This window comes from Sphingomonas donggukensis (genome assembly GCF_023674425.1).
GTDB classification, from domain to species: domain Bacteria; phylum Pseudomonadota; class Alphaproteobacteria; order Sphingomonadales; family Sphingomonadaceae; genus Sphingomonas; species Sphingomonas donggukensis.
This window is the reverse complement of record NZ_CP098401.1, coordinates 2,085,938-2,112,327: the sequence shown is the minus strand read 5'-3', so window position 1 is coordinate 2,112,327 and position 26,390 is coordinate 2,085,938. Positions and strand designations below refer to the sequence as shown.

Annotated in this window: 25 protein-coding genes; 17 read left to right on the top strand and 8 right to left on the bottom strand. The window is 68.8% G+C overall.

The features are described from left to right. The first annotated feature begins 2 nt into the window (after positions 1–2). On the top strand, positions 3–1,187 hold the full coding sequence (locus M9980_RS10380) for a glycosyltransferase (RefSeq protein ID WP_250750302.1): 1,185 nt from the start codon (positions 3–5) through the stop codon (positions 1,185–1,187). Here the strand turns inward: M9980_RS10380 and M9980_RS10375 are convergent. Further along, positions 1,139–2,587: a DUF2029 domain-containing protein gene (locus M9980_RS10375; RefSeq protein ID WP_250750301.1), complete on the bottom strand. Its 1,449-nt coding sequence runs from the start codon at positions 2,585–2,587 to the stop codon at positions 1,139–1,141. The two genes, M9980_RS10380 and M9980_RS10375, sit on opposite strands and share 49 nt — an antisense overlap. A 72-nt stretch (positions 2,588–2,659) precedes the next feature. On the opposite strand from M9980_RS10375, the gene M9980_RS10370 reads away from it, so the two are divergent. After that, positions 2,660–4,279: an alkaline phosphatase D family protein gene (locus M9980_RS10370; protein WP_250750300.1), complete on the top strand. Its 1,620-nt coding sequence runs from the start codon at positions 2,660–2,662 to the stop codon at positions 4,277–4,279. A gap of 97 nt (positions 4,280–4,376) precedes the next feature. Here M9980_RS10370 and pepN read toward each other — a convergent pair whose 3' ends face one another. Beyond that, the gene (gene pepN / locus M9980_RS10365; protein WP_250750299.1) at positions 4,377–6,968 is read right to left on the bottom strand and encodes an aminopeptidase N; all 2,592 of its coding nucleotides are present in this window, start codon (positions 6,966–6,968) and stop codon (positions 4,377–4,379) included. Between the two features lie 89 nt (positions 6,969–7,057). On the opposite strand from pepN, the gene M9980_RS10360 reads away from it, so the two are divergent. Together M9980_RS10360 and M9980_RS10355 are read left to right on the top strand one after the other, a co-directional pair. After that, complete coding sequence (locus M9980_RS10360) at positions 7,058–8,776, top strand: M28 family metallopeptidase (RefSeq protein ID WP_250750291.1); 1,719 nt, start codon at positions 7,058–7,060, stop codon at positions 8,774–8,776. Between the two features lie 166 nt (positions 8,777–8,942). Beyond that, on the top strand, positions 8,943–9,761 hold the full coding sequence (locus tag M9980_RS10355) for a Rossmann-fold NAD(P)-binding domain-containing protein (RefSeq protein WP_250750288.1): 819 nt from the start codon (positions 8,943–8,945) through the stop codon (positions 9,759–9,761). Here the strand turns inward: M9980_RS10355 and M9980_RS10350 are convergent. The 4 genes from M9980_RS10350 to M9980_RS10335 all read right to left on the bottom strand — a co-directional run bounded on the left by M9980_RS10350 (position 9,671) and on the right by M9980_RS10335 (position 14,553). Further along, the gene (locus M9980_RS10350; protein ID WP_250750285.1) at positions 9,671–10,588 is read right to left on the bottom strand and encodes a DMT family transporter; all 918 of its coding nucleotides are present in this window, start codon (positions 10,586–10,588) and stop codon (positions 9,671–9,673) included. The genes M9980_RS10355 and M9980_RS10350 overlap by 91 nt on opposite strands. Before the next feature lie 81 nt (positions 10,589–10,669). Then, entirely contained in the window at positions 10,670–11,671 is a 1,002-nt protein-coding gene (locus M9980_RS10345) for a threonine aldolase family protein (RefSeq protein ID WP_250750283.1), read from the bottom strand. Between the two features lie 151 nt (positions 11,672–11,822). Continuing rightward, a complete protein-coding gene (locus M9980_RS10340; protein ID WP_250750281.1) occupies positions 11,823–13,943 on the bottom strand; it encodes a transglycosylase domain-containing protein in 2,121 nt (706 codons plus the stop codon). Positions 13,944–13,986: 43 nt separating this feature from the next. Next, entirely contained in the window at positions 13,987–14,553 is a 567-nt protein-coding gene (locus tag M9980_RS10335) for an HNH endonuclease (protein WP_250750279.1), read from the bottom strand. Positions 14,554–14,686: 133 nt separating this feature from the next. Between M9980_RS10335 and gluQRS the strand changes: the two genes are divergently transcribed. From gluQRS to M9980_RS10295, 8 genes are all read left to right on the top strand, one after another. Continuing rightward, a complete protein-coding gene (gluQRS, locus tag M9980_RS10330; protein WP_250750277.1) occupies positions 14,687–15,688 on the top strand; it encodes a tRNA glutamyl-Q(34) synthetase GluQRS in 1,002 nt (333 codons plus the stop codon). A 9-nt stretch (positions 15,689–15,697) separates the two neighbouring features. Beyond that, entirely contained in the window at positions 15,698–15,928 is a 231-nt protein-coding gene (locus M9980_RS10325) for a twin transmembrane helix small protein (RefSeq protein ID WP_250750275.1), read from the top strand. Positions 15,929–15,953: 25 nt separating this feature from the next. Next, positions 15,954–16,511 carry a cob(I)yrinic acid a,c-diamide adenosyltransferase gene (locus M9980_RS10320; RefSeq protein ID WP_250750274.1) on the top strand — a complete coding sequence of 186 codons (558 nt, stop codon included), beginning with the start codon at positions 15,954–15,956 and terminating at the stop codon, positions 16,509–16,511. 50 nt (positions 16,512–16,561) lie between these two features. Further along, the gene (egtB, locus tag M9980_RS10315) at positions 16,562–17,821 is read left to right on the top strand and encodes an ergothioneine biosynthesis protein EgtB (RefSeq protein WP_250750271.1); all 1,260 of its coding nucleotides are present in this window, start codon (positions 16,562–16,564) and stop codon (positions 17,819–17,821) included. A 1-nt stretch (position 17,822) separates the two neighbouring features. Continuing rightward, on the top strand, positions 17,823–18,800 hold the full coding sequence (egtD, locus tag M9980_RS10310) for an L-histidine N(alpha)-methyltransferase (protein ID WP_250750269.1): 978 nt from the start codon (positions 17,823–17,825) through the stop codon (positions 18,798–18,800). Positions 18,801–18,846: 46 nt separating this feature from the next. After that, positions 18,847–19,716 (top strand): 3-hydroxybutyryl-CoA dehydrogenase, encoded by an 870-nt coding sequence (locus M9980_RS10305; protein ID WP_250750256.1) that lies wholly within the window; start codon positions 18,847–18,849, stop codon positions 19,714–19,716. An 11-nt stretch (positions 19,717–19,727) separates the two neighbouring features. Continuing rightward, positions 19,728–19,874 (top strand): hypothetical protein, encoded by a 147-nt coding sequence (locus tag M9980_RS10300; protein ID WP_250750253.1) that lies wholly within the window; start codon positions 19,728–19,730, stop codon positions 19,872–19,874. A gap of 111 nt (positions 19,875–19,985) precedes the next feature. Continuing rightward, complete coding sequence (locus tag M9980_RS10295; protein ID WP_250750250.1) at positions 19,986–20,663, top strand: L,D-transpeptidase family protein; 678 nt, start codon at positions 19,986–19,988, stop codon at positions 20,661–20,663. A 39-nt stretch (positions 20,664–20,702) separates the two neighbouring features. Here M9980_RS10295 and M9980_RS10290 read toward each other — a convergent pair whose 3' ends face one another. Together M9980_RS10290 and M9980_RS10285 are read right to left on the bottom strand one after the other, a co-directional pair. After that, positions 20,703–21,161 (bottom strand): hypothetical protein, encoded by a 459-nt coding sequence (locus M9980_RS10290; protein WP_250750237.1) that lies wholly within the window; start codon positions 21,159–21,161, stop codon positions 20,703–20,705. 4 nt (positions 21,162–21,165) lie between these two features. After that, the gene (locus M9980_RS10285) at positions 21,166–22,482 is read right to left on the bottom strand and encodes a NupC/NupG family nucleoside CNT transporter (RefSeq protein ID WP_250750235.1); all 1,317 of its coding nucleotides are present in this window, start codon (positions 22,480–22,482) and stop codon (positions 21,166–21,168) included. A 198-nt stretch (positions 22,483–22,680) separates the two neighbouring features. On the opposite strand from M9980_RS10285, the gene M9980_RS10280 reads away from it, so the two are divergent. From M9980_RS10280 to M9980_RS10260, 5 genes are all read left to right on the top strand, one after another. After that, complete coding sequence (locus tag M9980_RS10280) at positions 22,681–23,331, top strand: queuosine precursor transporter (protein WP_250750227.1); 651 nt, start codon at positions 22,681–22,683, stop codon at positions 23,329–23,331. 205 nt (positions 23,332–23,536) lie between these two features. Then, positions 23,537–24,448, top strand: coding sequence for an acetylglutamate kinase (gene argB, locus M9980_RS10275; RefSeq protein ID WP_250750225.1), 912 nt, complete (start codon positions 23,537–23,539; stop codon positions 24,446–24,448). A 45-nt stretch (positions 24,449–24,493) separates the two neighbouring features. Further along, positions 24,494–24,790 carry a YggT family protein gene (locus M9980_RS10270; protein WP_250750224.1) on the top strand — a complete coding sequence of 99 codons (297 nt, stop codon included), beginning with the start codon at positions 24,494–24,496 and terminating at the stop codon, positions 24,788–24,790. Positions 24,791–24,843: 53 nt separating this feature from the next. After that, positions 24,844–25,719: a bifunctional methylenetetrahydrofolate dehydrogenase/methenyltetrahydrofolate cyclohydrolase FolD gene (gene folD, locus M9980_RS10265; RefSeq protein ID WP_250750222.1), complete on the top strand. Its 876-nt coding sequence runs from the start codon at positions 24,844–24,846 to the stop codon at positions 25,717–25,719. Between the two features lies 1 nt (position 25,720). Beyond that, positions 25,721–26,344, top strand: a complete 624-nt coding sequence (locus M9980_RS10260; RefSeq protein ID WP_250750220.1) for a MarC family protein — start codon at positions 25,721–25,723, stop codon at positions 26,342–26,344. Positions 26,345–26,390: the final 46 nt, after the last annotated feature.

Genomic DNA, 26,390 nt, shown 5'->3' with positions numbered 1-26,390 from the left:
CCATGCGCATCGTCGACGTCAACGAATATTACTCGCCGACCGGCGGGGGCGTGCGCACCTATCTCGACCGCAAGATGGGCATCCTCGCCGACCTCGGCCACGAATTGATTGTGATCGCGCCGGGGTTCGAAGATGCAGTCGAGGACCGCCCCGGCGGCGGGCGTATCTATTGGGTGAAGGCGCCGCGGCTGCCGTTCGACCGCAGCTACGGACTCTATTGGGACGGCGCGCCGATCACGCGGCTGCTCGACACGATCGATCCCGACGTGGTCGAGGTGTCGTCGCCGTGGCGCCCGGCATGGATCGTCGGCGACTGGCAGGGGCGGGCGCTGAAGATCTTCTTCGCGCACAACGACAATGTCAGCGCATACGCCGGTCGCTGGCTGGAGGATGTCGCCGACACCGCCACGGTCGAGCGGTGGTGCGGCTGGTACACGCGCTACATGGGGCGCTTCCTGGCGAAGTTCGACGCGTTCGTGACCAACGGCGCCGACCTCGCCCGGCGGCACGCGCGGCGCGGGCTGACCGTCGATGCAGCGATGCCGCTGGGGATCGACCGCGGCGATTTCTCCCCCGATCTGCGTGACGAGGCGTTGCGCACCGCGCTGCTGGCGCAATGCGACCTGCCGCCCGAGGGCAAGTTGCTGCTCGGCGTCGGGCGGCACCACCCCGAGAAACGCTGGCCCACGATCATCGACGCGGTCGAGCGCGCGGGCGAGCGCATGCCGGTCGGCCTGATGCTGCTCGGCTACGGCGTCGACCACCAGAAGCTCGCGAAGCGCGTTGCCGACAGTCCCCACATCCGCCTGTTTCGCCCGGTGTACGACCGCGCGCGCTTCGCCCGCATCATGGCGAGCGCCGACGCGCTGATCCACGGGTCCGACGCCGAGCCGTTCGGGCTGGTCGCGCTGGAGGCGGTGGCGTCGGGCCTGCCGTTGATCGTGCCCGACCAGGGCGGCGCGTTCGAGATCGCCGAGCCGCAGTTCGCCGAAACCTATGCCGCGCGCGATGCCGCGTCGGCGGCGGCGGCGATCCAGCGGATGTTCGCGCGCGAGCCCGCGATCCTGCGCGCCGGCGTGCTGACCGCCGCCGGCAAGGTGCTGAGCGACCGCGACCATGCGATCGCGCTGGTCGACTATTACCGCGGGCTGATCGACGGCAAGGCGGGCGTGGCAGCGGTCGCCTGAGGCGGGGCGTAAAGGCGAAAACGGCCATCGCCGATGCGCCGCCAGCCGCGCGACACGGCCCACTCCTCCAGTGCTGCGTCGAGGGCGCCGTCGCCGCTGGTCCAGCGCCCTTCACCCCCGACCAGGATAGCCGCTGGCGGTTGCGCGGCGAAGGCTTCGGCAAGGCGCGGGCGCGAGACGAGGTGCAGGGGTGCCTCATCGGTGACGAGGCCGGTGCTGCGGAAATAGAAAGGGCCGGTCGCGAAGCGCGCATCGGGCGTCATCGCCGCTGGCAGGAATTGCGGCGATAACGTCGCGACCACGCCGCTCCGACCGCTCCCCGCCAGCCGCGCGGTTTCCTCATGCGCGCGCGCCATGCCGCTCCCGCTCGCCGCCGCGACGATCGAGGGGATCAGCCCGATCGCGGCGAAACCGGCCAGCGCCGCCTGCCACGCCCGGCCCGGCGCCAGCGCCTGCCAGCGCAGCGCCAGCAGCACGAACAGCGGCGGCAGCGCGGGGAGCAGATACTGCCGCCACGTCGGTGCGGGCAGCAGCGCGGAAATCAGCCCCGCCATCGCCAGCCACCCGAGCAGCGTCGGGCGCCGCTGTCGGCGCAGCGCGACCATCGCCAGCGCGAGCAGTGCGGGCCCGAGCGCCAGGAATTTCGCGACGTCGACCGCCTTCGCCGCCAGCGACAGCTTCCACGCGCGCCCGGTCGCGGCGTAGAATTCGGCGGGCGCCTGCGCGGGGAAGGCCAGCGTGCCGAAAACGAACCCCGCGGGCGACAGTGCCGCCAGCCATGCCACCAAAGCGATCGGCGGCAATGCGCCGACCAGCACCCAAGCCGGGCGATGGCGCGGCGCGGTGAGCGCGTAGATGCCGTAGGCCGCGGCGGGCAGCGCGTAGGAAATCTTCGCCGCCGCCGCCGCCGCCAGCAGCAGCCCGGCGAGCATCGCCTGGCCCCGCGACCCCGCGCCACGATCGGCCCGCAGCATCGGCACCATCGCGCAGGCGAGCAGCGCGGCGGGCAGCGCGTCGTTGCGCGCGGTGCCGCCGGAAAACAGCAGGATGTCGCACGTCGCGAACAGCGCCGCGCAGAGCGTCGCGGTGCGCGCTTCTACTCCGGCGACCCGGATCGCCCGCCACGTCGCCGCGACCGCCAGTGCCGCCAGCAGCGCGTTGGCGACCCGTAGCGCCGGCCATGCCCAGTCGCCGGACACCCACGCCAGCGGCGCGAATGCTAAGGGCTGGAGCGGGGTCTGGAGATAGGCATAGTCGCGGTAGGGCAGCAGCCCGCCCGCGGTCAGCCGCGCGGCGGCGACATACTGACTTTCGTCGTGATCGAGCCCGCGCAGCCACGCGAGCGCGACCAGTATGACGATCAGCAGCGCGAGCGCGACGGGGGGGCGGGGCAGGCGCATCGCGACCCTCGCTATCGCAGGGCTTGCCCGCTGTCACGAAGCCGCCATGCTGCGGGGGCAAGGAGCTGCCCCATGACCCTGACCCTCGACCGCCGCCAGTTGATCGTCACCGGCACGCTGGGCCTCGCCGCGCTCTCCTTCCCCGGCATCGCGCTGGCGCAGGGGCTGACGCGCACCGGCTTCACCCACAATGTCGCGAGCGGCGAGCCGGGGGCGACCTCGATGTTGCTCTGGACGCGCTATGTACCGGTGAGCGGCGACGTCGCGACCATCCGGGTCGAGCTGTCCGAAGCCCCCGATTTCGCGCGGATCGCGGGCGGGGCGGAGATGACGACGGGGCCGTGGCGCGACCACACGATCAAGCTGACCGTCACCGGCCTGAAACCGGGCACGCGCTATCACTATCGCTTCATCGCGCCTGACGGCACGCTGTCGCCGGTCGGGCGGACGAAGACGCTGCCGACGACCGCGCGCCGGCTGAAGATCGCGGTGTTCAGTTGCTCGAACATCGGATTCGGCTGGTTCGGCGCTTACGGCCATGCCGCGGCGGGCGACTGCGACCTCGCCTATCATCTCGGCGACTATTTCTACGAATATGGGCCGGGCACCTACCCGGTGAAGGCAGAGATGGTCGACGGGCGCGACATGGCGCCCGATCACGAGGCGCTGAGCCTTGCCGACTATCGCCTGCGCTACGCCAGCTACCGCGCCGACCCCGATCTGCAGGCGCTGCACGCGGCGATGCCGATGCTGGTCGCGATGGACGATCACGAATCGGCCAATAATTCGTGGGAGGGCGGCGCGCAGAACCACCAGAGCGCGACCGAGGGCGCATGGTCGCTGCGCAAGGCGGCGGCGATCCAAGCGTGGCGCGAATGGATGCCGGTCAGCGACCTTCCCTACGCGTCCTATGACGTCGGCGGGCTCGCGACGATCTACCGCACCGATACGCGGCTCGCCGCGCGGTCGGCGGAGCTGGTGGTGACCGCCGCGATGCGCAGCGATCCCGCCGCACTCCGCCGGTTCCGCGAGGGCGCCTGGCGCGATCCCGCGCGCACGATGATGGGCTCGACGCAGGAGGCATGGCTGGCCGCGGCGATGGCAGCATCGGCGCGGGCCGGGCGGGGGTGGCAGATCGTCGGCTTCGGCACCAACATGGGCTATCTCCAGACACCGGAGGATGCGCTGAACTGGCTGCCGCCGACCGCGCCGGAGTGGGCGCGCACCGGCATATCCGACCGGGTGACGCTGGGCCGCGCGAACCTGCCGCAGGACATGGACAGCTGGGGCGGCTTTCCCGCCGCACGCGCGCGCTTCCTCGCGGCGGCGCAGGGGTTGGCGGCGGACACGATCGTGCTGTCGGGCGACAGCCACAATGCGTGGAGCTTCCAGCTGGCGACGGGCGGGCGCGCCGCCGCGGTCGAATTCGGGGTGCAATCGGTGACGTCGGGCGGGATCGAAGGGGCGACGCGCGGCGTCGATCCGGCGCGGATCGCGCGCAGCCTGGTCGCCGGCAACCGTGAGCTGGCGTGGTGCGATACCTCGCGCCGCGGCTATATGGTGACGACGCTGACGCCCGAGCGCGCGACCAATGAATGGCTGTTCTGGGATTCGGTCGCGACGCGGTCGCTCACGCCGACGGGGGCGAAGATCGCTACCGTGGCGCGCGGCACGCGGCGGATCGCGGTGTGATCCACCTCCGTTCGTTTCGAGCGTAGTCGAGAAACGGCTACCGCGCGCCCTGCGGCGGTTTCTCGACTTCGCTCGAAACGAACGGCGGGGTGGGGATTTAGTCCAGGCTTTTTGACGCCTGCTCGAACATATCCTTCGACAGCCCCGGCGTCGCGAGGATGCGGTGGAGTTCGGCCTTCATCAGCGCGGCGCGGGCGACGTCGAAGCGTTTCCAGCGGCCGAGCGGGGGCAGCAGCTTCGCCGCGGTCTGCGGGTTGAGCTTGTCGAGCGCGATCAACTGGTCGGCGAGGAAGCGGTAGCCGCGCCCCGACAGATCGTGGAACGCTCGCTGGTTGACCCCGAACGCGCCAACGAGTGCGCGGGCGCGGTTGGGGTTGGCGAGCGTGAAGTCCTTGTGCCGGGCCAATTCCTCGACCGCCGCCAGCGCGTCGTCGCGTGACGACAGCGCCTGCACCTGGAACCATTTGTCCAGCACCAGCGGATTGTCGGCATAGCGATTGTAGAAGATGTCGAGTGCCGCGACCCGCTCGTCCGACGTGCCACTGGTCAGCGTGACCAGCGCGCCCTGCCGGTCGGTCATGTTGTCGGCGGCCTCGAACTGGCGGAAGGCGAGATGCGCGGCGTCGCTCGCCCCGCCGGCGGCGATATAGCCGAGCGCGACGGTCTTCAGCCGGCGGTCGCCCTTCGCCGCGGGGGTATAGGCGAAGGCGCCTGCGCGGGTGGCGTCGTAGGCGGCGCGCCATTCGCTCTCCAGCCGCTGACCGAGATCGCGGCGCAGCGCCTCACGCGCGCGGAAGATCGCGTCGGGATCGACCACGCCCATCTGGTCGCCGACGAAGCTTTCCGACGGCAACAGCACCGCCTCGGCGATGAAGGCATGGTCGAGCTTCGCATCGGTCAGCGTGTTCTTCACCGCGGCGATGACCGCAGCGTGATCGCCGCGCCCGGTCGCGACTGCGGCGACCAGCGTGTCGAGCATCAGCTGCTGCATCGCCTCATACCGCGCGAACGGATCGTCGTCGTGCGCCGACAGGAAGGCGAGGTCGGCGGCCGAGCGATCGGTCTCGACGATGACGGGTGCGGAAAAGCCGCGGTTGATCGACAGCAGCGGGCGTTCGCTTACCCCCTCGAACACGACTTCGGCGCGGGCGTCCGATAGCACGACCAGCCGCTCGGGGCCGAGCGGCGCGCCGGTCTCGCTGCCGAACAGCCGCAGTTTCAGCGGCAGCACCATCGGCGCCTTGTCGGGCTGGCCCGGCGTCGGCGGCACCGCCTGCGCCAGCGTCAGCAGCGCGCGGCCCGATCCCTGTTCGTGGCTGATCGACGCCGTGACGCGCGGAGTGCCGGCCTGCGAATACCAGCGACGGAACTGGGATAGGTCGGTGTCGCCCGCCTCCTCCATCGACGCGACGAAATCCTCGCACGTCGCCGCAGTGCCGTCGAACCGGTCGAAATACAGGTCGGTGCCGGCGCGGAACTTCTGCGCGCCCAGCAGCGTCGCCATCATGCGGATGACTTCGGCCCCCTTGTTGTAGATGGTTGCGGTGTAGAAGTTGCTGATTTCCATGTAGCTGTCGGGGCGGATCGGGTGCGCCAGCGGGCCGGCATCCTCCGGGAACTGTGCGGCGCGCAGCCCCCGCACATCCTCGATCCGCTTGACCGCGGGGCTGCCCTGGTCGGCGGAGAAGCTCTGGTCGCGATAGACCGTGAAGCCTTCCTTGAGCGAAAGCTGGAACCAGTCGCGGCAGGTGACGCGGTTGCCCGACCAGTTGTGGAAATATTCGTGCGCGACCACGGCCGCGATGCCGTCGTAATCATAATCGGTGGCGGTATCGGGATCGGCCAGGATGTAGCGGCTGTTGAAGATGTTCAGCCCCTTGTTCTCCATCGCGCCGAAGTTGAAATCGTCGACCGCCACGATGTTGAACACGTCGAGGTCGTATTCGCGGCCATAGACCTGCTCGTCCCAGCGCATCGACGTTTCCAGCGCCTGCAGCGCATGGTCGGTCTTGGGCAGGTCGGCGGCGCGGACCCATATGCCGAGCTGTACCTCGCGGCCCGACCGGGTGACGAAGGTCGAACGGTTCGCGACGAGATCGCCCGCGACCAGCGCGAACAAATAGCTGGGCTTGGGGAAGGGATCGTTCCACTCCGCCCAGTGACGCCCGTCGTCCAGATTCCCGCTGCCGACCGGATCGCCGTTTGCCAGCAGGATCGGGAAGCGTGCCTTGTCGGCGGTCATCCGCACCGAATAGCGCGCGAGCACGTCGGGGCGATCGGGGAAGAAGGTGATGCGGCGGAACCCTTCGGCCTCGCACTGGGTGCAGAGCAGCCCGCCCGAGGCATAGAGGCCCATCAGCTGGGTGTTGGTCTCGGGCGACAGCTCGACCTCGGTGGTGATGCTGTGGGCATCGCCGCCCAGTGCGAGCACCAGGTCGCCGCCGTCCATTTCCCAGGACACGGGTGCGCCATCGACCGTGACCGACAGCGGCGTCAGCGCGTCGCCGTCGAGGCGCAGCGGGCGATCGTGCGCGCCGTTCCGCGTGACGCTCAGGGTCGCGCGGACGCGGGTCGCGGCGGGGGCGAGGTCGAACTCCAGCGCGATTTCCGGCACCAGCCAGTCGGGCGGGCGATAATCGGCGCGGTGGATGGTAGTGGGCGCGGGCGAAGCGGTGGCGATGACGTCCATGCCGCTCGTATATCCTGCGATGCGGTTCGCCAGCTAGTGAATTGCGTGGCCGACGATCGCGCTGCTAGGCATCACCATCCCCGCAATCCGTGCAGAAAGTCCCCAAGTTGAACCAGCTACGCCTCGCCGCGGTTTCCGCGATCGCGCTTTTCGCTACGACCGCCGCTGCACAGGATGCGCCCAAGCCCGTCGCGCCCGCGCCCAAGCCGACCGCCGCCGAACTGGCGCAGCGCAATGCGGTGACCAATGCCGCGCTGACCCCCGCCGAAGCGGCGATGAAGGCGCACGTCATGTTCCTGGCGTCGGATGCGATGCGCGGGCGTGAGGCGGGCAGCCGCGAGTACGACATTGCCGCGCAGTATGTCGCGGCGCAATTCTACGCCGCCGGGCTGCGCCCCGCGGGCGACGACGGCAGTTTCCTGCAACAGGTGCCGCTGATCGAGGTGAAGGCCGCGGACAAGGGCAGCTTCGTGGTGACGCCGAAGGGCGGGAAGCCGGTGCCGCTCACCTTCGGGCAGGATTATCTGCCGAGCGTCAATCCGGCACAGGCGACGACGACGGTCGACGCGGGCCTGGCCTTCGTCGGCTACGGCATCGTCGCGCCGACCGCGGGCCGCGACGATTATGCGGGCGTCGACGTGCGCGGCAAGATCGTGCTGATGTTCGGCGGCGCGCCCGAAAGCCTGAACACCGAGGAGCGCGCGCATTTCGGCGGCGGCCCGACCAAGGCGGCGATCGCGCAGGCGAAGGGCGCGGCGGGCGTCATCATGATCGAGAATCCGAAGTTTGCGAAGACGCGGCCCTTGTCGGCGGGCGCCGCCAACTATGATCGCCCGCGCGTGACCTGGGCGCGCAAGGACGGCACCGGCTATTCCATTTCCCCCAAGGCGCCGACGCTCGGCACGATCAGCGTCGCGGCGGCGGAGCGGCTGTTCGGTGCCGGCTGGGCCGAGGTTGCGCGAGGAGCGGAGTCGAGCGAGACGAAGTTCAAGGCGATGCTGCTGCCGGCATCGATGAAGGCGACGATCGCCACCGCGACCTCGCCATTGCCGAGCTCCAACGTCGTCGGCCTGCTGCCCGGCAGCGACCCGAAGCTCAAGGGCGAGTACGTCGTCCTCTCCGCGCACCTCGATCACGTCGGCGTAGGGCGCCCGGACGCGCGCGGCGACACGATTTACAACGGCGCCGAGGACAATGCCGTCGGCATCGCTTCGCTGATCGAGGAAGCCAAGAAGTTCAAGGCGAGCGGCACCCCGCCGAAACGCTCGATCCTGTTCGTCGCGGTGACCGCGGAGGAAAAGGGCCTCGTCGGCGCCGAATATTTCGCCAACAACCCGACCGTGCCGGCGAAGGCGATGGTGGCGAACGTCAACCTCGACATGCCGATCATCACCTACACGTTCGAGGACGTGATCGCCTTCGGTGCCGAGCGTTCGACGCTGGGGCCGATCGTGAAGAAGGCCGCGGCCTCGATCGGCGTCGGCTTCTCGCCCGATCCGATGCCCGAGCAGGGGCTGTTCGTCCGCTCCGACCATTATCGCTTCGTCCAGCAGGGCGTGCCGAGCGTGTTCCTGTGGCCGGGCCAGAAGGGGCCGGGCAAGGCCGCGGTCGAGGATTTCTTCAAGAACCACTATCACCAGCCCTCCGACGAGGTGTGGCAGGGCCCGGCGCTCGACTGGAGCCAGGGCGTGCGTTTCATCGACGTGAACTATGCGATCGCCCGCGAGATCGCCGACGGCGCGGAACGCCCCCGCTGGAACAAGGGCGATTTCTTCGGGACGCTGTACGGGGGTTATGGCGCGAAGTGAGGGTGGGGTGAGCGTAAGCCCACAGCCGTTCGACTCGAGTAGGGATCGAGCTTGTCGAGAGCCCGTATCGAGAGTGTTATCTTGGGGCAGAGACCTCTCGATACGCCGTCTCGACAAGCTCGACGACTACTCGAGGCGAACGGATTTTCCGGGTTAGGTTAGCCGCATGCGCTTGCTGATCTTCGGCCTCGGCTACACCGCGACCCGTATAGCCGCGCAGGTGCGCGCGGGCGGCGGTGCGGTGATGGCGACGGGGGGCACGGGCGATCTGGCGTTCGATGACGACGCCGGGGTGCGGGCGGCGATCGCTGCGGCCACGCATGTGTTGTCGTCGGTTCCGCCGGACGACGCCGGCGACCCGGTCCTCGCGCGCTACGGCGATGCGCTGAACGGTCGCTGGCTTGGCTACCTCTCCTCGACCGGCGTGTATGGCGACGCCCGCGGCGCCTGGGTGGACGAATCCGCGCCGATCGCGGGGCGCCGCGCCAATCGTAACGCCGCCGACACCGCGTGGCTGGCGCGAGGTGCGCGGGTGTTTCGCCTGCCGGGCATCTACGGCCCCGGCCGCTCGCCGATCGATCGGGTACGAGAGGGCAAGGCACATCGCACCGGACTGCCCGATCAGGTGTTCAGCCGGGTCCATGTCGACGACATCGCGCGCGGCGTGGTCGCGGCGTTCGATGCGCCGGCGGGGGCGTACAACCTCGCCGACGACCTGCCCGCCAACCAGGATGATGTCGCGACCTACGCCGCCGCGCTGCTCGGGCTGCCGGCGCCGCCACTCGTCGCGCTCGCCGATCTCAGCCCGATGGCGCGCGCCTTTTATGCCGAGAACCGGCGGGTATCGAACCTGAAGGCGAAGCGCGTGCTCGGCTGGCGACCGCGTTATCCCGATTACCGGTTGGGCCTGCGTGCGGTCAGCGCGATCACCAGCCCGAACATCGCCAGCCCCGCCCCCGCCGCCGCGAGCAGCGACCAGCGATAGCCCTCGAACACCGTGGACAACAGCATGGCGATGACCGGCACGAGTACCCCCGAATAGGCCGCCTTTGCCGGGCCGATCACGCGCAGCACCCCGAAATACAATGGGAAGGCGATCGCCGAGGCGAAGATACCGAGGTATGCGACCCCCAGCCAGTAGCTCGGGCGCGGGTCGAACACCGGCGGGCCGACCGTGGCCCACGCATAGGCGGCATCGACGCCCGCGCCGATCAGCATGGCGATGCCCAGCATCCCCGCCATCGGATAGCGTTTCGCGGCCTGCGTCCCCTGCATGATGTTCGCGCTCGACGCCGAGATGACGCCCGCCAGCGTGAAGCCGATGCCGGCGAGCAGCGCGGTCGATCCATTGGGGTCGCTGCGCAGCTCATGCAGGAAGAGTAGCGCGACGCCGCCGATCGCGACCAGCGACCCGGCGATCAGCTGCCACCCCATGCGCTGCCCGAGGAAGATGCGCGCGAGCGTGGCGTTCGGCACCAGCATCAGCGCGAAGACAACCGCGACCAGCCCGGAGGTGATGAAGTGCTCGGCCCGATAGACGAAGTTGAAGTTGAGCACGAATTGCAGGACGCCGAGCGCACCTGCGAACAGCCACCCGCGCGCGTCGAGCCGGGCGAGTTCGCCGCGATACGCAGCCCAGGCCAGCATCGCGATGCCGGCGACGACGAAGCGATAGCTGACCGACCAGCTCGGCGGCACCACGCCCAATTGCCCGGTGATGACGATCCAGGTCGACCCCCAGATCAGCGTGACGATCCCGAACGGGATCAGCACCGCAAGGCGCGTCGATTGCGGGGCGGGGGCGTCGGACATGCGGCGGGCTTTAGCGGGGCTGCCGGCCTGCGCTAACCTGAAAATTGCGCTGCAAACACAAGCTGCGCTTGTCGAGACGGCTCACAGCGCGGCGATGGCCGTGGCGAGCGGGGCGATGTCGGCCTCGGCCTGGTCCCACGACACCACCAGCCGCGCCTCGCCGACGCCCCAGTCGTAGAAGTCGAAGCCGAGCCCGCGAAGGCGCGCAGCCTCGTCGGCGGTGACTTTCAGGAACACTTCGTTCGCCTCGACCGGATGGACGAGCCGCGCGCATGCCGCATTCGCCAGCAACCGCGCGCCGGCATTGGCGGCGCGGGCGTTCTTCAGCCACAGATCGTCCTCCAGCATCGCGAGCAATTGCGCGGCCAGATACCGCCCCTTCGAATGGAGCAGCCCGGCGCGCTTGCGCCGGCGCAGCGCCATGTCGGCGAGTTCGGTTTTGAAGAACACCAGCGCCTCGGCGTTCATGCCCCCGTTCTTGACGCAGCCGAACGACAGCGCATCGACCCCGGCGCGCCACGTCACGTCGGCGGGCGCGCAGCCGAGATGCGCGACGGCGTTCGCAAACCGCGCGCCGTCCATGTGGAGGCCAAGCCCGCGGGCGCGGGCGACGTCGCCGATCGCTGTGACCTCCGCGGGCGTATAGACCAGGCCGTATTCGGTGGCGTTGGTGATCGAGATCGCGCGCGGCTGCACCTGGTGGACGTCGTTCCGGATAGCGCCCGCCAGCGTCTCGATCGCGTGCGGGGTCAGCTTCGCGCCCGGTCCGTCGGCCAGCATCAGCTTGGCGCCATGGGTATAGAATTCGGGCGCGCCGGCCTCGTCCACGTTGATGTGCGCATGTGCGTGGCAGATCACGCCGCCGTCGGGCGGGCAGAGTGCGGCAAGCGCCAGGCAATTGGCCGCGGTCCCGGTCGGCACCCACAGCACGCGGACGTTGGTCTCGAACACCTCCGAAAAGCGCGCATCGAGCGACTGACTCCAGCGGTCGCCGTCATAGGCGGTGTCGAGCGTGTTGGCCGCGATCATCGCGTCGAGGACGGGCTGGGCGACCGGGGCGGCGTTATCGGAGAAGAAGCGCATGGGGGGCGGCGTAGGGGCGGGAGCGCGACGGGGTCAACCGGGATTGGACATTTGGGGCATGTCCTTCGACTGGGCTCAGGACGAACGGAAAACTATCGGTCCCCCCGCTCGTGCTGAGCGAAGTCGAAGCACATGCCCCGAACGCCTACCCTCACTGCTCGTCCGGCGGCCTCTCATATTCATCGGGCGGCGGGCGGCGGTCCTCGCGAGCGGAGGGCGGCGGGCCGTCGCGACGATTGCGGGGGCCGATGTCGAAGCTGCCGTCGCGGCCCAAGCGGACGTTGACGCCCAGTCCCTCGATCTCACCTTCGAACGCATTGTCGATCGCTGCCTGACCATCTTCGCCCAGATCGTCGATCAGGTTGGCGACGGGATCGTCCTCGACCACCGGAGCGGCGGGCGGGGCGACGCCCAGCGCCTCGATCATGAAGTCGCGCCAGATGCGCGCCGGGATGCCGCCGCCCGACAGGCCGGGGTTGGGGCTGTTGTCGTCGTTGCCGACCCACACCCCCGCGACCAGGCCCTGCGCGTACCCGACGAACAGCGCGTCGCGGTTGTCCTGCGTCGTGCCGGTCTTGCCGTAGGCGGGCACAGACAGTGCCGCCTGCCGCCCGGTGCCGCTTTCGATCGAACGCGCCAGCAATGCGCGCATCCCATCGCGCTCGTCGGCACCCATCACCGTCTGGCGTCCGCGGAGCCGCTCGTACCAGCTCGCCTCGTCCTCCTCCGACAGGCCGCGCGGGCGCACCGGATAGCTGCCGTTCGCGACCGCCGCATAGGCCGAGGTCAGCTCGAGCAGCGACATCGAGGACGTGCCGAGCGCGATCGATGCCTCGTCGGCGATCGGGCTGGTGACGCCGAGATCACGCGCGGCGCGGATGACGTTGGCGACCCCGACCTGCTTGGTCAGGCGGGCGGCGGCGACGTTCGACGATTTGGCGAAGGCGCGCGCCAGGCTGATCTCGCCGGCATAGCGCCCGTCCGAATTCTTGGGCGCCCATTCGCCGATCGTCACCGGCTCGTCGAGCACGGTCGAATCGGGGGTCATGCCGGAGCGCAGCGCGGCCAGATAGACGAACAGCTTGAACGTCGAACCCGGCTGGCGCCGCGCCTGTACCGCGCGGTTGAACGGCGAGCTCTTGTAATCCTTGCCGCCGACCATCCCCACGACGGTGCCGTCGGGACGCATCGCCACCAGCGCGACCTGCGCCTGACGCAGCCCCGCACGCCGCACGGCGCGTTCGGCGGCGCGCTGGATGCGGCTGTCGAGCGTCGTGGTGACGGTGACTTCGCTCGCGATCTCTCCCGACCGATCGCGCGCGGCGGGCAGCACCCAGTCGGCGAAATAGGTGCCGTTGGGCAGCGTTTTGATCCGCTCGACCTTCAGCCGGGCCGGGCCGACGACGTCGGCCTCGCCCTTCGTCAGGAACCCGGTTTCGACCATCGCGCCGACCACCAGCTTCTGCCGCGCCCGCGCGCCCGACAGGTTGAGCGTGGGGGCGAGCCGCGACGGCGCCTTGACGAGGCCAGCGAGCATCGCCGCCTGCGCGACGCTCAGTTCGTCGGGCGTCCGGCTGAAATAATGCTTCGCCGCCGCCGACAGGCCGTACACATTGTCGCCGAAATAGACGTTGGAGAGGTAGCGGCTGAGGATCTCGTCCTTCGACAGCCACGCCTCCAGCCAGAAAGCGATCATCAGCTCGCGCGCCTTGCGCCCGAAGGTGCGGTCGGACGAGAGGAAGGCGTTCTTCGCGAGCTGTTGCGTGATCGTCGATCCGCCCTCGCGCATGCCGCCGGCGCGCAGGTTGTTCCACATTGCGCGGGTCACACCGCGCGGGGACACGCCCCAGTGCGAGTAGAAGCGGCGGTCCTCGATCGCCATGAAGGCTTCGGGCACGTGCTTTGGCAGCGTCGTCACGTCGACCGGCGCGCCGATGATCGCTCCGCGGCGCGCGATCGGCGTCACGCCGTCGGCGGCGAGCAGCGTGATGCTGGGCGGCGTCGGCGGTTTCAGCGATCTCGACAGCGGCGCGGTGACCGCGAGCCACGCGATCGCGATAACCAGCAGGATGATGAACGCACCCAGGCCACGCAGGAACCAGCGGCCCCAGGCGATGCGGCGGCGCGGCGGCGGCGGATCGAAATGCAGCGGCGGTTCGGACGGCGGGCGCCCCCCGTCGCCGGCGGGCGGCTTCCCGAAATCGGCGAAGGGATCGTCGGATGTGTCCGCTACGCGACGATCGGACAGGCTGAACAGCGACCCGAGACTCATGGCGTCGTGTATTATCGGTGTAATACGGCGCTGGCAAGCGCGCTCACGCCTCCAGCTCGACGTCCCAGTAGAGCCAGTCCCGCCACGTGGCGTGGAGGTAGTTGGGCGGGAAGCGCCGTCCGTGTTCCTGCAACTGCCAGTTGGTCGGGCGGATCGGCTGGACGTGCAGCGGCATCTTCGCCTCCGCGGGCGTCCGCCCTCCCTTGCGCAGATTGCACGGTGCGCAGGCGGTGGCGACATTCTCCCACGTCGTGCGTCCGCCATAGGCACGCGGGACGACGTGATCGAACGTCAGGTCGCGGTGGGTGCCGCAATATTGGCAGGCGAAGCGGTCGCGCAGGAACAGGTTGAACCGCGTGAAGGCCGGGAATTGCGACGGCCGCACATATTGCTTCAGCGCGATGACCGAGGGCAGCTTCAGCGACGCGGTCGGGCTGCGCACCTCGCGTTCGTAGTGGGAAACGATGTCGACGCGGTCGAGGAACACCGCCTTCACCGCAGTCTGCCATGGCCAGATCGACAGCGGATAATAGGACAGCGGCGTGTAATCGGCGTTCAGCACCAGCGCCGGGCAGGCGTCCGGATGTCGCATCAGATCGGGATGGAACATTCTTGCCCCTTCGTCGTCGCGCGTGCCCTTCTTGCCGGGAAGGATGACGCTGGCATGACAGCATAGCCCCGGACTCGCGGTCAAGATGGTCGTTAACCTTTTGCGAGCCGCGGACGCGCGCTAGAGGGGGCGGGTGAGCAGCGATCCCCCCGTCGTCACCCGGTTCGCGCCGAGCCCGACCGGGCGGCTGCACCTCGGCCACGCCTTTTCGGCGATCCAGGCGCATGATTTCGCGCGGGACCGCGGCGGGCGCTTCCTGCTGCGGATCGAGGATATCGACGGCACCCGCAGCCGCGAAGAGCATGTCGCGGGGATCGCGGAGGATCTGGCGTGGCTGGGGCTCGCGTGGGACGGGCCGGTCGTGCGCCAGTCGCAGCGGCTGGCGCTGTACGATGCCGCGCTCGACCGGTTGCGGGACATGGGGCTGCTCTATCGTTGCGCCTGCACCCGCGCCGATATCGCCGCGAGCCTGTCGGCGCCGCACGGGGCGGGCGGCGCGCTGTATCCGGGGACGTGCCGGGGGCGCGACGTCGATCCGGCGCTGCCGCACTGCTGGCGGCTGGATGTGGAGCGGGCGCTCAATATGCTCCCCGGCGCGGAGAGGGGGACCAGCGACGCTGGTGGAGGGGGCGGGCCGCAATCGCCGCGCTCGCGGCCCGCCCCCTCCGTCCGGCTGCGCCGGCCACGTCCCCGTGCCGGGGAGGATTTGGGGTGGCACGACGCCTTTGCCGGTCCCCAGCTCGCCGACCCGCTGTCCCACGGCGACGTCGTCCTTGCGCGGAAGGATGCGCCAGCCAGCTATCACCTCGCGGTCACAGTCGACGACGCGGCGCAGGGCGTCACCCATGTCGTGCGCGGCGTCGACCTGTTCGAAAGCACCCACGTCCACCGTCTGCTCCAGACGCTGCTCGGCTTGCCGACGCCCGAATATCGCCACCACCCGCTGCTGACCGACCCCGACGGCAAGCGCCTCGCCAAGCGCGACGGCGCGCCGAGCCTCGCCGACCTGCGTGCGCAGGGGATGGACGGCGCAGACCTCGCGGCGATGCTGCGGGACGGACGGCTGCCCCCCTCGGATGGCTGGCAGAGCCAGCCGCTCGGGACAGGCATTGGCTTTGGAGCCGCGAAGGCTTAAATAGCGGCCATGCAGATTTTCCTCGCCATCCTGCTGCTCGCAGCGATGATCGCCACGGTGGTCGCGCTGGTGCGCGGCATCGTCGTCTTCCTCAAGACCACCGAGGAGGAGCTGAAGAACGGCACCGGCCCGACCCAGTCGGCGCTGAAATCGAACAAGATGATGCAGTTCCGCATCTTCTTCCAGGCGCTGGCGGTGCTGATCGTGGTCATCATCCTGTTCGCGGCGGGACGGACGTAACCGCCTTCCACGGACGAGGGCCGGGATGGTCAAGCTCAACAAGATCTACACCCGCACCGGTGACGCCGGCACGACCGGGCTGGTCGACGGCAGTCGCGTGTCGAAGGCGGATGCGCGGATGGCCGCGATCGGCGACGTGGACGAGGCGAATTCGGCGATCGGTGTCGCGCTGTCTTCGCTGGGCGAAGGGCCGATCCGCGACGCGCTGAACCGTATTCAGAACGACCTGTTCGACCTTGGTGCCGATCTCGCCACCCCCGGCGATATCGATTGGGCGCTCCGCGTGACGGCGCGCCAGTCGGCGTGGCTGGAGCAGACGATCGATACGCTCAACGCCGACATGCCGCCGCTCGCCAGCTTCATCCTGCCGGCGGGCGATCCTGGCGCGGCGGCACTGCATCTGGCGCGCGCGATCACGCGGCGGGCCGAGCGATCGGCGGTCGCTTGTGCCGCCGACACCGCGATTTCGCCCGAAATCCTGATCTACCTCAATCGATTGTCGGATTATCTGTTCGTCGCGGCCCGCCATGTGAACCAAAGCGCGGGCGCTGACGTTCTGTGGATTCCGGGGGCGTCGCGGTAGCGTTTCGCCGTCCTCTTGACGCGGTGCATCCGCGCGCGGAGAAGAACGAAATGCGAACACGTCCCGCCGAATCGCCGGTCGCCCTGCCGCTCGTGGAGCGTTTTGCCGCGGTGCGCGCGCTGACCGAGGCACTGGTCGCGTCGCTGTCGGACGCCGACGCCACCGTCCAGTCGATGCCCGACGCGTCGCCCGCCAAATGGCACCTCGCGCACACGACATGGTTTTTCGAGACGTTCGTGCTGCGCGATCACGTCGCCGGCTACACCCTGCACGACGCGCGGTTCCCGTTCCTGTTCAACAGCTATTACGAGGCGGAAGGGGCGCGCCACGCCCGCGACCGCCGTGGCATGATGACGCGGCCGACGCTGGACGAGGTGCTCGGCTACCGCGCCGCCGTAACCGCCGCGGTAGTCGACGCGCTGCCGACCTTGCCCGAGGCGGCAATCGAGTTGGTGGCGCTCGGCTGCCATCACGAGGAGCAGCATCAGGAGTTGCTCGTCACCGACATGCTCCACCTGTTCGCGCAGAACCCGTGCGAGCCGGCGATCTGGCCGGCGCCGCCCAAGGTGCCGGTGCCGATGCCCGGCCCGATCAGCTGGATCGACCGCGCTGAGGCGATCGTCGAGATAGGTCACGACGGGGCCGATTTCGCTTTTGATTGCGAGGGGCCGCGCCACCGCGCGCTGGCGCCGGCCCACGCGATTGCCGACCGCACCGTGACCAACGGCGAATGGGCGGCGTTCATCGCCGACGGCGGCTATCGCGACGCGCGCTGGTGGTTGTCGGACGGCTGGGCGTGGGTGAAGGCGGAAGCGATTGCCGCGCCACTGTACTGGGAGCAGCGCGACGGCGCCTGGACGCGCTTCGGTCTCGACGGGCGGCGCGCGATCGATCCTGCCGCGCCGGTAACGCATGTCAGCTTCTACGAGGCGGACGCCTATGCCGCCTGGGCCGGCGCACGCCTGCCGACCGAATTCGAATGGGAGGCTGCGGCATCCGCGCACGACGCGCGCTCAGGCAACCTCCTCGACGCCGCCGGCCCGGTCGAACCGCGCCCGTCGGCGGGCGGCCCCGCCTTCTTCGGCGACGTGTGGGAATGGACCGGCAGCGCCTACCGCCCCTATCCGGGCTTCACCGCCGCGGAAGGGGCGGTCGGCGAATACAACGGCAAGTTCATGAGCGGGCAGTGCGTCCTGCGCGGCGGGTCATGCGCCACCCCGCGCGGCCATGTCCGGGCGAGCTACCGCAATTTCTTCTACCCCCACCAACGCTGGCAATTCACCGGCGTGCGGTTGGCCAAGGACATCTGACATGCTGAAGCAGGAAATCGAGGACGGCCAGGCTTCGCTTGCCGACCCACAGTTCCGCGCCGACGTGCTGACCGGGCTGGTGCTCGCCCCGCGCGCTATTCCGGCGCGGTGGTTCTACGACCGGCGCGGGTCGGAGCTGTTCGAGGCGATCACCGACCTTCCCGAATATTATCCGACCCGAACCGAGATCGACATTCTCGCGGCATGCAGCGATGCGCTGGCCGCGCGGGTACCGGCGGGGGCAGCGGTGGTGGAGTTTGGGTCGGGGTCGTCGACCAAGACGCCTGCCCTGCTCCGCGCGGCGAAGCCCGCCGCCTATGTTCCGATCGACATTTCGGGCGATTTCCTGCGCGAAAGCGCCGCGACGGTGGCGCGGGCCTTCCCCGACATCGCTGTCGCCCCGCTGGAGGGCGACTTCATGCGCCCGCTGAAGCTGCCCGCCGCCGTGGCAGACATGCCGAAGCTCGGCTTTTTTCCCGGATCGACCATCGGCAACATGGGCGCCGCCGGCGCGGTCGACCTGCTGCGGTCGATGCGCGCGTCGCTGGGGGAGGGGGCGCTGCTGCTGATCGGCATCGACCGGATCAAGTCCCCCGATGTGCTGGTCCCGGCCTATGACGACGCCGCCGGGGTGACCGCGGCATTCAACCTCAACCTGCTCGAGCGCATCAACCGCGAATTGGGCGGGACGATACCCGTCGATGCCTTCCGCCACCGCGCGCTGTGGAACGACGATCGCGCCCGCATCGAAATGCATCTGGAGGCGACGCGCGACGTCGCATTCGCCGTGGACGGGCGCCCGTTCGCGATGGCGGCGGGGGAAACCATTCATACCGAAAACAGCCATAAATACGGCCCCCGCGACGCGCGCCTGCTGTTGCGCGCCGGAGGCTGGACCCCGGTCGAGGAATGGACCGACACGGGCGACAATTTCGCGCTGATCCTGGCCGAGGCGCAGGCGGAGCGGCGCGCGCCGTAGCGCGATCCGCCAAAGCCGCTATGACCGCGCGCAAAGGAGACGGCGTGTGAAGACGATTGGCGTGATCGGGGCGGGACAGATGGGCGCAGGCATCGCGCAGGTATCTGCGGCGGTAGGCCACCGGGTGCTGCTGTCCGACGTCGATCTGGCGCGGGCCGAGGGCGGCAAGGCGGGCATCGCCAAGGCGCTCGCCCGGCTGGTCGAGAAGGAAAAGATCGCCGCTGCCGAGCGCGACGCGACGCTCGGCCAGATCGAGGCCGTCGGCGACGTCGCGGCGATGGCCGACTGCGACCTGGTGATCGAGGCCGCGACCGAGCGCGAGGAAATCAAGCGCCGCATCTTCGAGCACGTCGGCAAGGCGATGCGCGGCGACGCGATCCTCGCCAGCAACACATCCTCGATCCCGATCACGCGTCTGGCCCAGGCGTCGCCCGATCCGGCGCGGTTCATGGGCGTGCATTTCTTCAACCCGGTGCCGGTGATGGGCCTGATCGAGCTGATCCGCGGCCTCGCAACCAGCGACGCGACGGTCGCCTCGGTCGAGGCGTACGGTCGCACGCTCGGCAAGGAGATCGTCCACGCCAGCGACGCGCCCGGCTTCATCGTCAACCGCATCTTGATGCCGATGCTGAACGAGGCGTGCTTCGCGCTGGGCGAAGGCGTGGCGACGATCCGCGACATCGACACCGCGATGAAGCTGGGGCTCAACCACCCGATGGGGCCGCTGACGCTCGCCGACTTCATCGGGCTGGACACTTGCCTGGAGATCACGCGGGTGTTGTTCGAAGGGACCGGCGATCCCAAATTCCGCCCTGCGCCGCTGCTGGTCAAATATGTCGAGGCCGGGTGGTATGGCCGCAAGGCCGGGCGCGGATTCTACGACTATTCGGGCGCCGAACCGGTGCCGACGCGGTAAGGAGGGGTGCGATGAGCCTGGACGACACCATCGTCGAGACGCCCGACGGGCCGATGACCTATGCCGAGTGGAAGAAGAAGAATCCGGTGCAGCTGCCCTCGCGGCGCACCAAGGGCAAGAAATTGCCCAACAAGGTCAAGCTCATCACCGGCGAGTAAACGCCCGCGCCACCTGTCCCGCGGCGGTACGGGGGCGAAATCGGGGGTTCAAATCTTCACACTTGCACGCGACTTGGGGGACCATCGATCGGTTCATCAAGGAGCGGGGCGGTGTCGCCTGTCACGAAACTCTGGCTCGCTCGCGCAGGACTCGCGCTGGGATGCGTCGCGGCGTTCCTCGGCGCAGCGCAAGTCGCCGAGCGGGTGCGCGCGCAGCCCGAAGCGGCAGCGGCGCCCAAGCCGGCCAGCCTCGCCGCACCTGCGGCAAAGCCCGCGCCCGCATCGAAGCCCGTCGCCGCCCCGCTTCCGGCGGACGCCTACACCGTCAGGAGCATCCTTCCGATCAAGGCACCCTTCGTCCACGGCGACTGGTATTGGGATGAGAGCGCGGCCCCGGCCTCGGCGGGCGGGCGGATCGTCGTCACCGTCGACCTGAAGGCGCAGGTGCTGTCGGTATTCCGCGACGGGCACGAGATCGGCACCGCGGTGATGATCTACGGCGCCGATGTGAAGCCGACGCCGCTCGGCGTGTTCAACGTCAGCTTCCGCAAGGCGCAGCATGTGTCGAGCATCTACAACGCGCCGATGCCGTACACATTGCGCCTGACCAACGACGGCGTGTCGATCCACGGCAGCGCGGTGATGCGCCCCGACGCCGCCACCCACGGCTGCGTCGGCGTGCCGATCCCGTTCGCGAAGAAGCTGTTCGACGTGGTGAAGCTGGGCGACGTGGTGATCGTGTCGAACGGCGAGACGCTGAAGCAGGGTCAGGCGATCAAGGCGGCGTGATGTTGCCGTGCTCCCGCCTGCGCGGGAGCACCGAAGCGTTCACGCGTCGCTGTCGAACTCCAGCTCCAGCGTGCCGCCGGCCGGAACGGCGTCCCAGCGCGCCGTCAGCTCGGCGATCCGCGTGCGCACAGCATCGATCGTCGCCGCGTCCACCGCCAGCATCGGACACCCCCGCGCATCGCAGGTGACGCGGTAGAGGTCGATCATCGCCGCCGCATCGCTCGTTCCGCCCGACCAGCCGTCGCCCTGGAACACTTCGACCAGCCGCTCGACGCCGTCGCTTTCCGCCTCCGCGACCATGCGAAAGTCGGCGTCCTCGCCGCCTGCGATCCGCCCCAGAAAGCCGCGCGCGTGAAGCACGCTCTCGACCGCGTAATGCACCATGTCGTGCGGAATGATCCGCTGTTTCGGACAGTCGATCACCGTGTCGGCGCGGCCGTCGCGCACCACGGTCATCGTGTCGGACTTGCCCGCGCCTTTGGTGAAGACGAGGCGCACCGGCCTAGCTGATGAGCAGCCCGGCGAGCGCCGCCGACATCAGGTTCGAGAGGCTCCCGGCGACCAGCGCCTTGATCCCCAGCTTCGCGATGATCGGGCGCTGGTTGGGCGCCAGATTGCCCGTCACCGCCATCTGGATCGCGATCGAGCTGAAATTGGCGAAGCCGCACAGCGAGAAGGTGACGATGGCGACGGTTGCCGGCGACAGCGTGCCCTGGATCTTGCTGAGTTCTATGAACGACACGAATTCGTTCAGTACGATCTTCGTCCCGAACAGACCGCCGGCGGTGCCCGCCTCGTTCCACGGCACGCCCAGCATGAACATCACCGGCTGGAAGATGTAGCCGAGCAGCATCTGGAAGCTGAGCTCGGGATAGCCGAACCACGCGCCGATCCCGGCGAGCAGCCCGTTGGCGAGCGCGACCAGCGCGACGAACGCCAGCACCATCGCCCCGACCGCGACCGCCAGCTTCACGCCGGTCTGCGCGCCCTGTGCGGCGGCCATGATGATGTTGGCGGGCTTCTCCTCGTCGTGGCTCGCCTCGGCGATCGGCTCGCTGCCCTCGATCTCGGGGGCGCTGGCGCGGGTATGCGGCTCGGTCAGCGCGACGCTGTCGTCGGCGACCGCGCCCAGCGGCAGTTCGCCCTGCACCGGCTCGGCCACGTCGGGCATGATGATCTTCGACATCAGGATGCCGCCCGGCGCCGACATGAAGCTGGCGGCGAGCAGGTACGGCAGCAATTGCGCACCGATCATGCTGGCGTAGGCACCCAGGATCGTGCCGGCGACGCCCGCCATGCCGACCGTCATCACCGTGAACAGCTGCGGCGGGGTGAGGCTGGCGAGATAGGGGCGGATGACCAGCGGGCTTTCGGACTGGCCGACGAAGATGTTCGCCGCAGAGCCCAGCGATTCGACCTTCGTGATGCCGGTGACCATCTGGATCGCGCCGCCGACCCATTTGATGATCTGCTGCATCACGCCGAGATAATAGAGGATCGAGATCAGCGAGGCGAAGAAGATGATGACCGGCAGCGCCGCGATCGCGAAGCTGTTGGCGCCCATCGTCGGGCCGGCAAGCGGGCCGAAGATGAAGTCGGTGCCGGCCTTCGCATAGCCCAGCAGGTTCGACACGCCGTGGCTCATTGCGCCGATCGCGCTGCGTCCCCAGTCGGTCGCGAGCACCAGCACCGCGAACCCGGCCTGCAATGCGAAGGCGGGGCCGACGACACGCAGGCGGATCGCGCGGCGGTTGTTCGACAGCGCGACGGCGATGGCCAGGATGATGACGATTCCGGCCAGGCCGATCCAGTTATGCATTCAGAACTCTCCCGCCCCGAACGCCCCCCGGCGCCGGCTCTACGCGAAGCGAGCGACCATACACACGCGGTGGCCCGCGGCTAGTGCCGATGCGCGGGGATTCCGCGAAGGCGCTTTCCGCGTCCCGAGCGAAGGGGCTTTCCGCGTCCTGCGCGAAGGGGCTTTCGCGGGCGAAAAAAACGGCTAGCGTCCGGCACGATGGAAACCACACCTCGCGCGATCCCGCTTTCGCTCTTCGTCTTCTCCCTGATCTACGGCGGCATGGTCTGCGTGGCGGGCGTGCTCGGCAACAAGCAGGTGGCCTTGGGGCCGCTGGCGGTGGAAGCGGGCATCTTCGCGTTCCTGCTGCTGGTCGTCACGTCGAGTGCGGTGGCCGAGCTGCACGGGCCGGTGTGGGCCAACCGGCTGGTGCGGATCGGCTTCGTGCCGCTGCTGATGTCGATGGCGCTGTCGTGGGTGGTGTGGATGCTGCCCGCCTCGCCCGAGATGCAGCCTGCGAACCGCGACGCGATCCAGCTGATCCTGGGGTCGAACCTGCGCATCTGGCTGGCGGGCCTCATCGCCTACGGCATTTCGCAGACGCTGAACGTCACGATCTTTTCCGCGCTGAAGGGGCGGGAGGGCAGCCGCCTTCTGTGGTTGCGCTCGGCGATTGCGGGGGTGCTCAGCCAGGTGGTCGACACATTGCTGTTCATCAGCATCGCCTTCTACGGCGTCTTCCCGATCGCCGAGCTGCTGGTCGGTCAGATGATCGCCAAGGTCGTGCTGTCGGCGGTGCTGGTCCCGCCACTGATCTACCTGGTGGTGGCGCTGGGGCGGAAGCTGGATGGGGTGCCTTCGCAGGCCTGATATTTGAACCGTTCGTTTCGAGTAGGCGTCGAGCTTGTCGAGACGCCGTATCGAGAAATCTTGGCGGCCGATCTCTCGATACGCCTTCTCGACAAGCTCGAAGGCTACTCGAGACGAACGGGTGGGGTTCGGACGGATGGGGTCCGGGAGGATCGGGTTTGGGTTCGGATTTGGGTTTTCGGACGGTGATGGCTAGAGCCCCCGCATGACCGACACCCCCGCCAACCACGCCCCCGATCCCGCGATGCTCGCCAAGGCGGAGACGCTGACCGAGGCGCTGCCGTATCTGCAGCGGTACGCCGGCAAGACCTTCGTCGTGAAATACGGCGGCCATGCGATGGGCGATCCCGAACTCGCGCGCGATTTCGCCGAGGACGTGGTGCTGCTGAAGATGGTCGGCATCAACGTCGTCGTCGTCCACGGCGGGGGGCCGCAGATCGGGGCCATGCTGAAGCGGCTGGGGGTCGAATCGCGCTTCCACGACGGCCTGCGCATCACCGACAAGGAAACCGCGCAGATCGCCGAAATGGTGCTGGCGGGATCGATCAACAAGGAAATCGTTGCCTGGATCGCCGCCGCGGGCGGCAAGGCGGTCGGCATATCGGGCAAGGACGCGGGGCTGGTCCGAGCCGAGAAGGTGACCGGGCGCGATCCCGACAAGTTGCAGGGGATCGAGCGCCACGTCGACCTGGGCTTCGTCGGCGAGCCTGCGGCGGTGCGCCCGACCATTCTCGACACGCTGTCGCGCGAGGGGTTCATCCCCGTCGTCGCGCCGATCGCGCTCGGCGGTGACGGAGAGACCTACAACGTCAACGCCGACACGATGGCCGGCGCGATCGCCGCGGCGACGGGCGCGTCGCGCTTCTTCCTGCTGACCGACGTGCCCGGTGTGCTCGACAAGGGCGGCAATCTGCTGACCGACTTGAAGCCGTCGGACGTCGATGCGCTGCGGCTGGACGGCACGATCACCGGCGGGATGATCCCGAAGCTGGAGACGTGCGTGTCGGCGGTGCAGCGCGGGGTCGATGCCGCGGTCATCCTCGACGGGCGCATCCCGCACGGCATGCTGTTGGAGATCTTCACCGAAAGCGGCATCGGCACACTGGTACGGCGCTGAGCCCGCGCTATATCTGCCTAACACACCATCAGAACGGACGACGACGTGAACGCCATCCTGCAAATCCTCCAGATCCTGCTGACCGTCGTGTGGTGGATCATCGTCGTCCAGGCGGTGCTGTCGTGGCTGATCGCGTTCAATGTCGTGAACACGCAGAACGACTTCGTCCGCAACGTCTGGAACGCGCTCGGCACGATGACCGAGCCGATGTACCGCCCGATCCGCCGTATCCTGCCCGATTTCGGTGCGCTCGACCTGTCGCCGCTGGTCGTGCTGCTGATCCTGTACATCCTGATGAACGTCGTGATCCCGTCGCTGTATCAGCCGGTCTATCCGATGTGAAAGTGCGTGCCCGTGCTGGCGGAAACGTCCGCACGGGCTTATGGCGCGGCCCCATGAGCGCCGAAATCATCGACGGCAAAGCCGCTGCCGCCCGCCTGCGCGCCCGCGTGGGAGAAATCGCCGCGGCGTTCGAGGCAGTAGCGGGGCGCAAGGCGGGACTGGCGGTCGTGCTGGTCGGCGCCGACCCGGCGTCGAGCGTCTATGTGAAGTCCAAGGGCAAGGCGACCGTCGCAGCCAACATGGCGAGCTTCGAACACCGCCTGCCCGCCGACACGACCGAGGCCGACCTGCTCGCGCTGGTCGATGCGCTCAACGCCGACCCCGCGGTCGACGGCATCCTCGTCCAGCTGCCGCTGCCGAAGCACATTCGTGAAAGCGTGGTGCTGACCCGGATCGACCCCGACAAGGACGTCGACGGCTTCCACCCGGTCAATGCCGGGCGGCTGGCGACCGGCCTCAACGGCTTTGTGCCCTGCACGCCGCTCGGTTGCCTGATGCTGCTCGAGGAGCAATTGGGCGACCTGTCGGGCCTCGACGCGGTGGTGATCGGGCGGTCGAACATCGTCGGCAAGCCGATGGCGGCGCTGCTGACGAAGGCGTCGGCGACGGTCACGGTCGCACATTCGCGGACAAAGGATCTGTCGAGCCACGTCGCCCGCGCCGACATCGTCGTCGCCGCGGTCGGCATCCCGCATTTCGTGAAGGGCGAGTGGATCAAGCCCGGCGCGACCGTGATCGACGTCGGCATCAACCGCACCGAGGATGGCCTGACCGGCGACGTCGATTTCGATGGTGCGGCGAGCGTCGCGGGTGCGATCACTCCGGTGCCCGGCGGGGTCGGGCCGATGACCATCGCCTGCCTGCTGCGCAACACCATCGTCGCCGCGCACCGGAACGCCGGCGTGCAGCTTGGCAAGGACGCCATCTAAGGTGATCGAACTCTACATCTCCGCGCTCATCACCTTCTTCGTGGTGATCGATCCGCCCGGCTGCGCGCCGATCTATGCCGGGCTGACCGCGGGCGCGCCGCCGGCGCATGTCCGCGCGATGGCGGTGCGCGCGGTGGTGGTCGCGACGATCATCCTGCTGGTGTTCGCACTGTTCGGGGAGGGGCTGCTCCATGCGCTCGGCATCGGGCTCGACGCCTTCCGCATCGCCGGCGGCATCATGCTGTTCGTGATCGCGATGGACATGGTGTTCGAACGCCGCACGCAACGTCGGGAAGATCGTGCGCAGAAGATCATGGAAACGCCGGAAGTCGAGGACGTCTCGATCTTCCCGATGGCGATGCCGATGATCGCCGGGCCGGGATCGATCGCCAGCGTCATGCTGCTGATGTCGCGCACCAACGGCCTGTCCGCGTCGCTGGTGGTGCTGGCGGCGATGGGCACGATCCTGTTGCTGACGCTCGCCGCACTGCTGGCGGCGGGGCCGATCATGCGCATCCTGGGCGCGAAGATCGAGGCGGTCATCACCCGCCTGCTCGGCGTCCTGCTGGCCGCTCTCGCGGCGCAGTTCGTGATCGACGGGCTGAAGGCGAGCTTCGCGGCTTGACGGCGCTTCGCCGACCCAGCCACCCTCGCGCGTACACGTAAGAGCT

Coding starts and splice junctions, on each gene's coding strand:
- argB (WP_250750225.1), top strand. CDS start 23,537: ATGACCGACACCCCCGCCAACCACGCCCCCGATCCCGCGATGCTCGCC.
- M9980_RS10300 (WP_250750253.1), top strand. CDS start 19,728: ATGAGCCTGGACGACACCATCGTCGAGACGCCCGACGGGCCGATGACC.
- egtB (WP_250750271.1), top strand. CDS start 16,562: ATGCGAACACGTCCCGCCGAATCGCCGGTCGCCCTGCCGCTCGTGGAG.
- M9980_RS10280 (WP_250750227.1), top strand. CDS start 22,681: ATGGAAACCACACCTCGCGCGATCCCGCTTTCGCTCTTCGTCTTCTCC.
- egtD (WP_250750269.1), top strand. CDS start 17,823: ATGCTGAAGCAGGAAATCGAGGACGGCCAGGCTTCGCTTGCCGACCCA.
- folD (WP_250750222.1), top strand. CDS start 24,844: ATGAGCGCCGAAATCATCGACGGCAAAGCCGCTGCCGCCCGCCTGCGC.
- M9980_RS10335 (WP_250750279.1), bottom strand. CDS start 14,553: ATGTTCCATCCCGATCTGATGCGACATCCGGACGCCTGCCCGGCGCTG.
- M9980_RS10320 (WP_250750274.1), top strand. CDS start 15,954: ATGGTCAAGCTCAACAAGATCTACACCCGCACCGGTGACGCCGGCACG.
- pepN (WP_250750299.1), bottom strand. CDS start 6,968: ATGGACGTCATCGCCACCGCTTCGCCCGCGCCCACTACCATCCACCGC.
- M9980_RS10375 (WP_250750301.1), bottom strand. CDS start 2,587: ATGCGCCTGCCCCGCCCCCCCGTCGCGCTCGCGCTGCTGATCGTCATA.
- M9980_RS10350 (WP_250750285.1), bottom strand. CDS start 10,588: ATGTCCGACGCCCCCGCCCCGCAATCGACGCGCCTTGCGGTGCTGATC.
- M9980_RS10325 (WP_250750275.1), top strand. CDS start 15,698: ATGCAGATTTTCCTCGCCATCCTGCTGCTCGCAGCGATGATCGCCACG.
- M9980_RS10355 (WP_250750288.1), top strand. CDS start 8,943: ATGCGCTTGCTGATCTTCGGCCTCGGCTACACCGCGACCCGTATAGCC.
- M9980_RS10345 (WP_250750283.1), bottom strand. CDS start 11,671: ATGCGCTTCTTCTCCGATAACGCCGCCCCGGTCGCCCAGCCCGTCCTC.
- M9980_RS10340 (WP_250750281.1), bottom strand. CDS start 13,943: ATGAGTCTCGGGTCGCTGTTCAGCCTGTCCGATCGTCGCGTAGCGGAC.
- M9980_RS10380 (WP_250750302.1), top strand. CDS start 3: ATGCGCATCGTCGACGTCAACGAATATTACTCGCCGACCGGCGGGGGC.
- M9980_RS10285 (WP_250750235.1), bottom strand. CDS start 22,482: ATGCATAACTGGATCGGCCTGGCCGGAATCGTCATCATCCTGGCCATC.
- M9980_RS10370 (WP_250750300.1), top strand. CDS start 2,660: ATGACCCTGACCCTCGACCGCCGCCAGTTGATCGTCACCGGCACGCTG.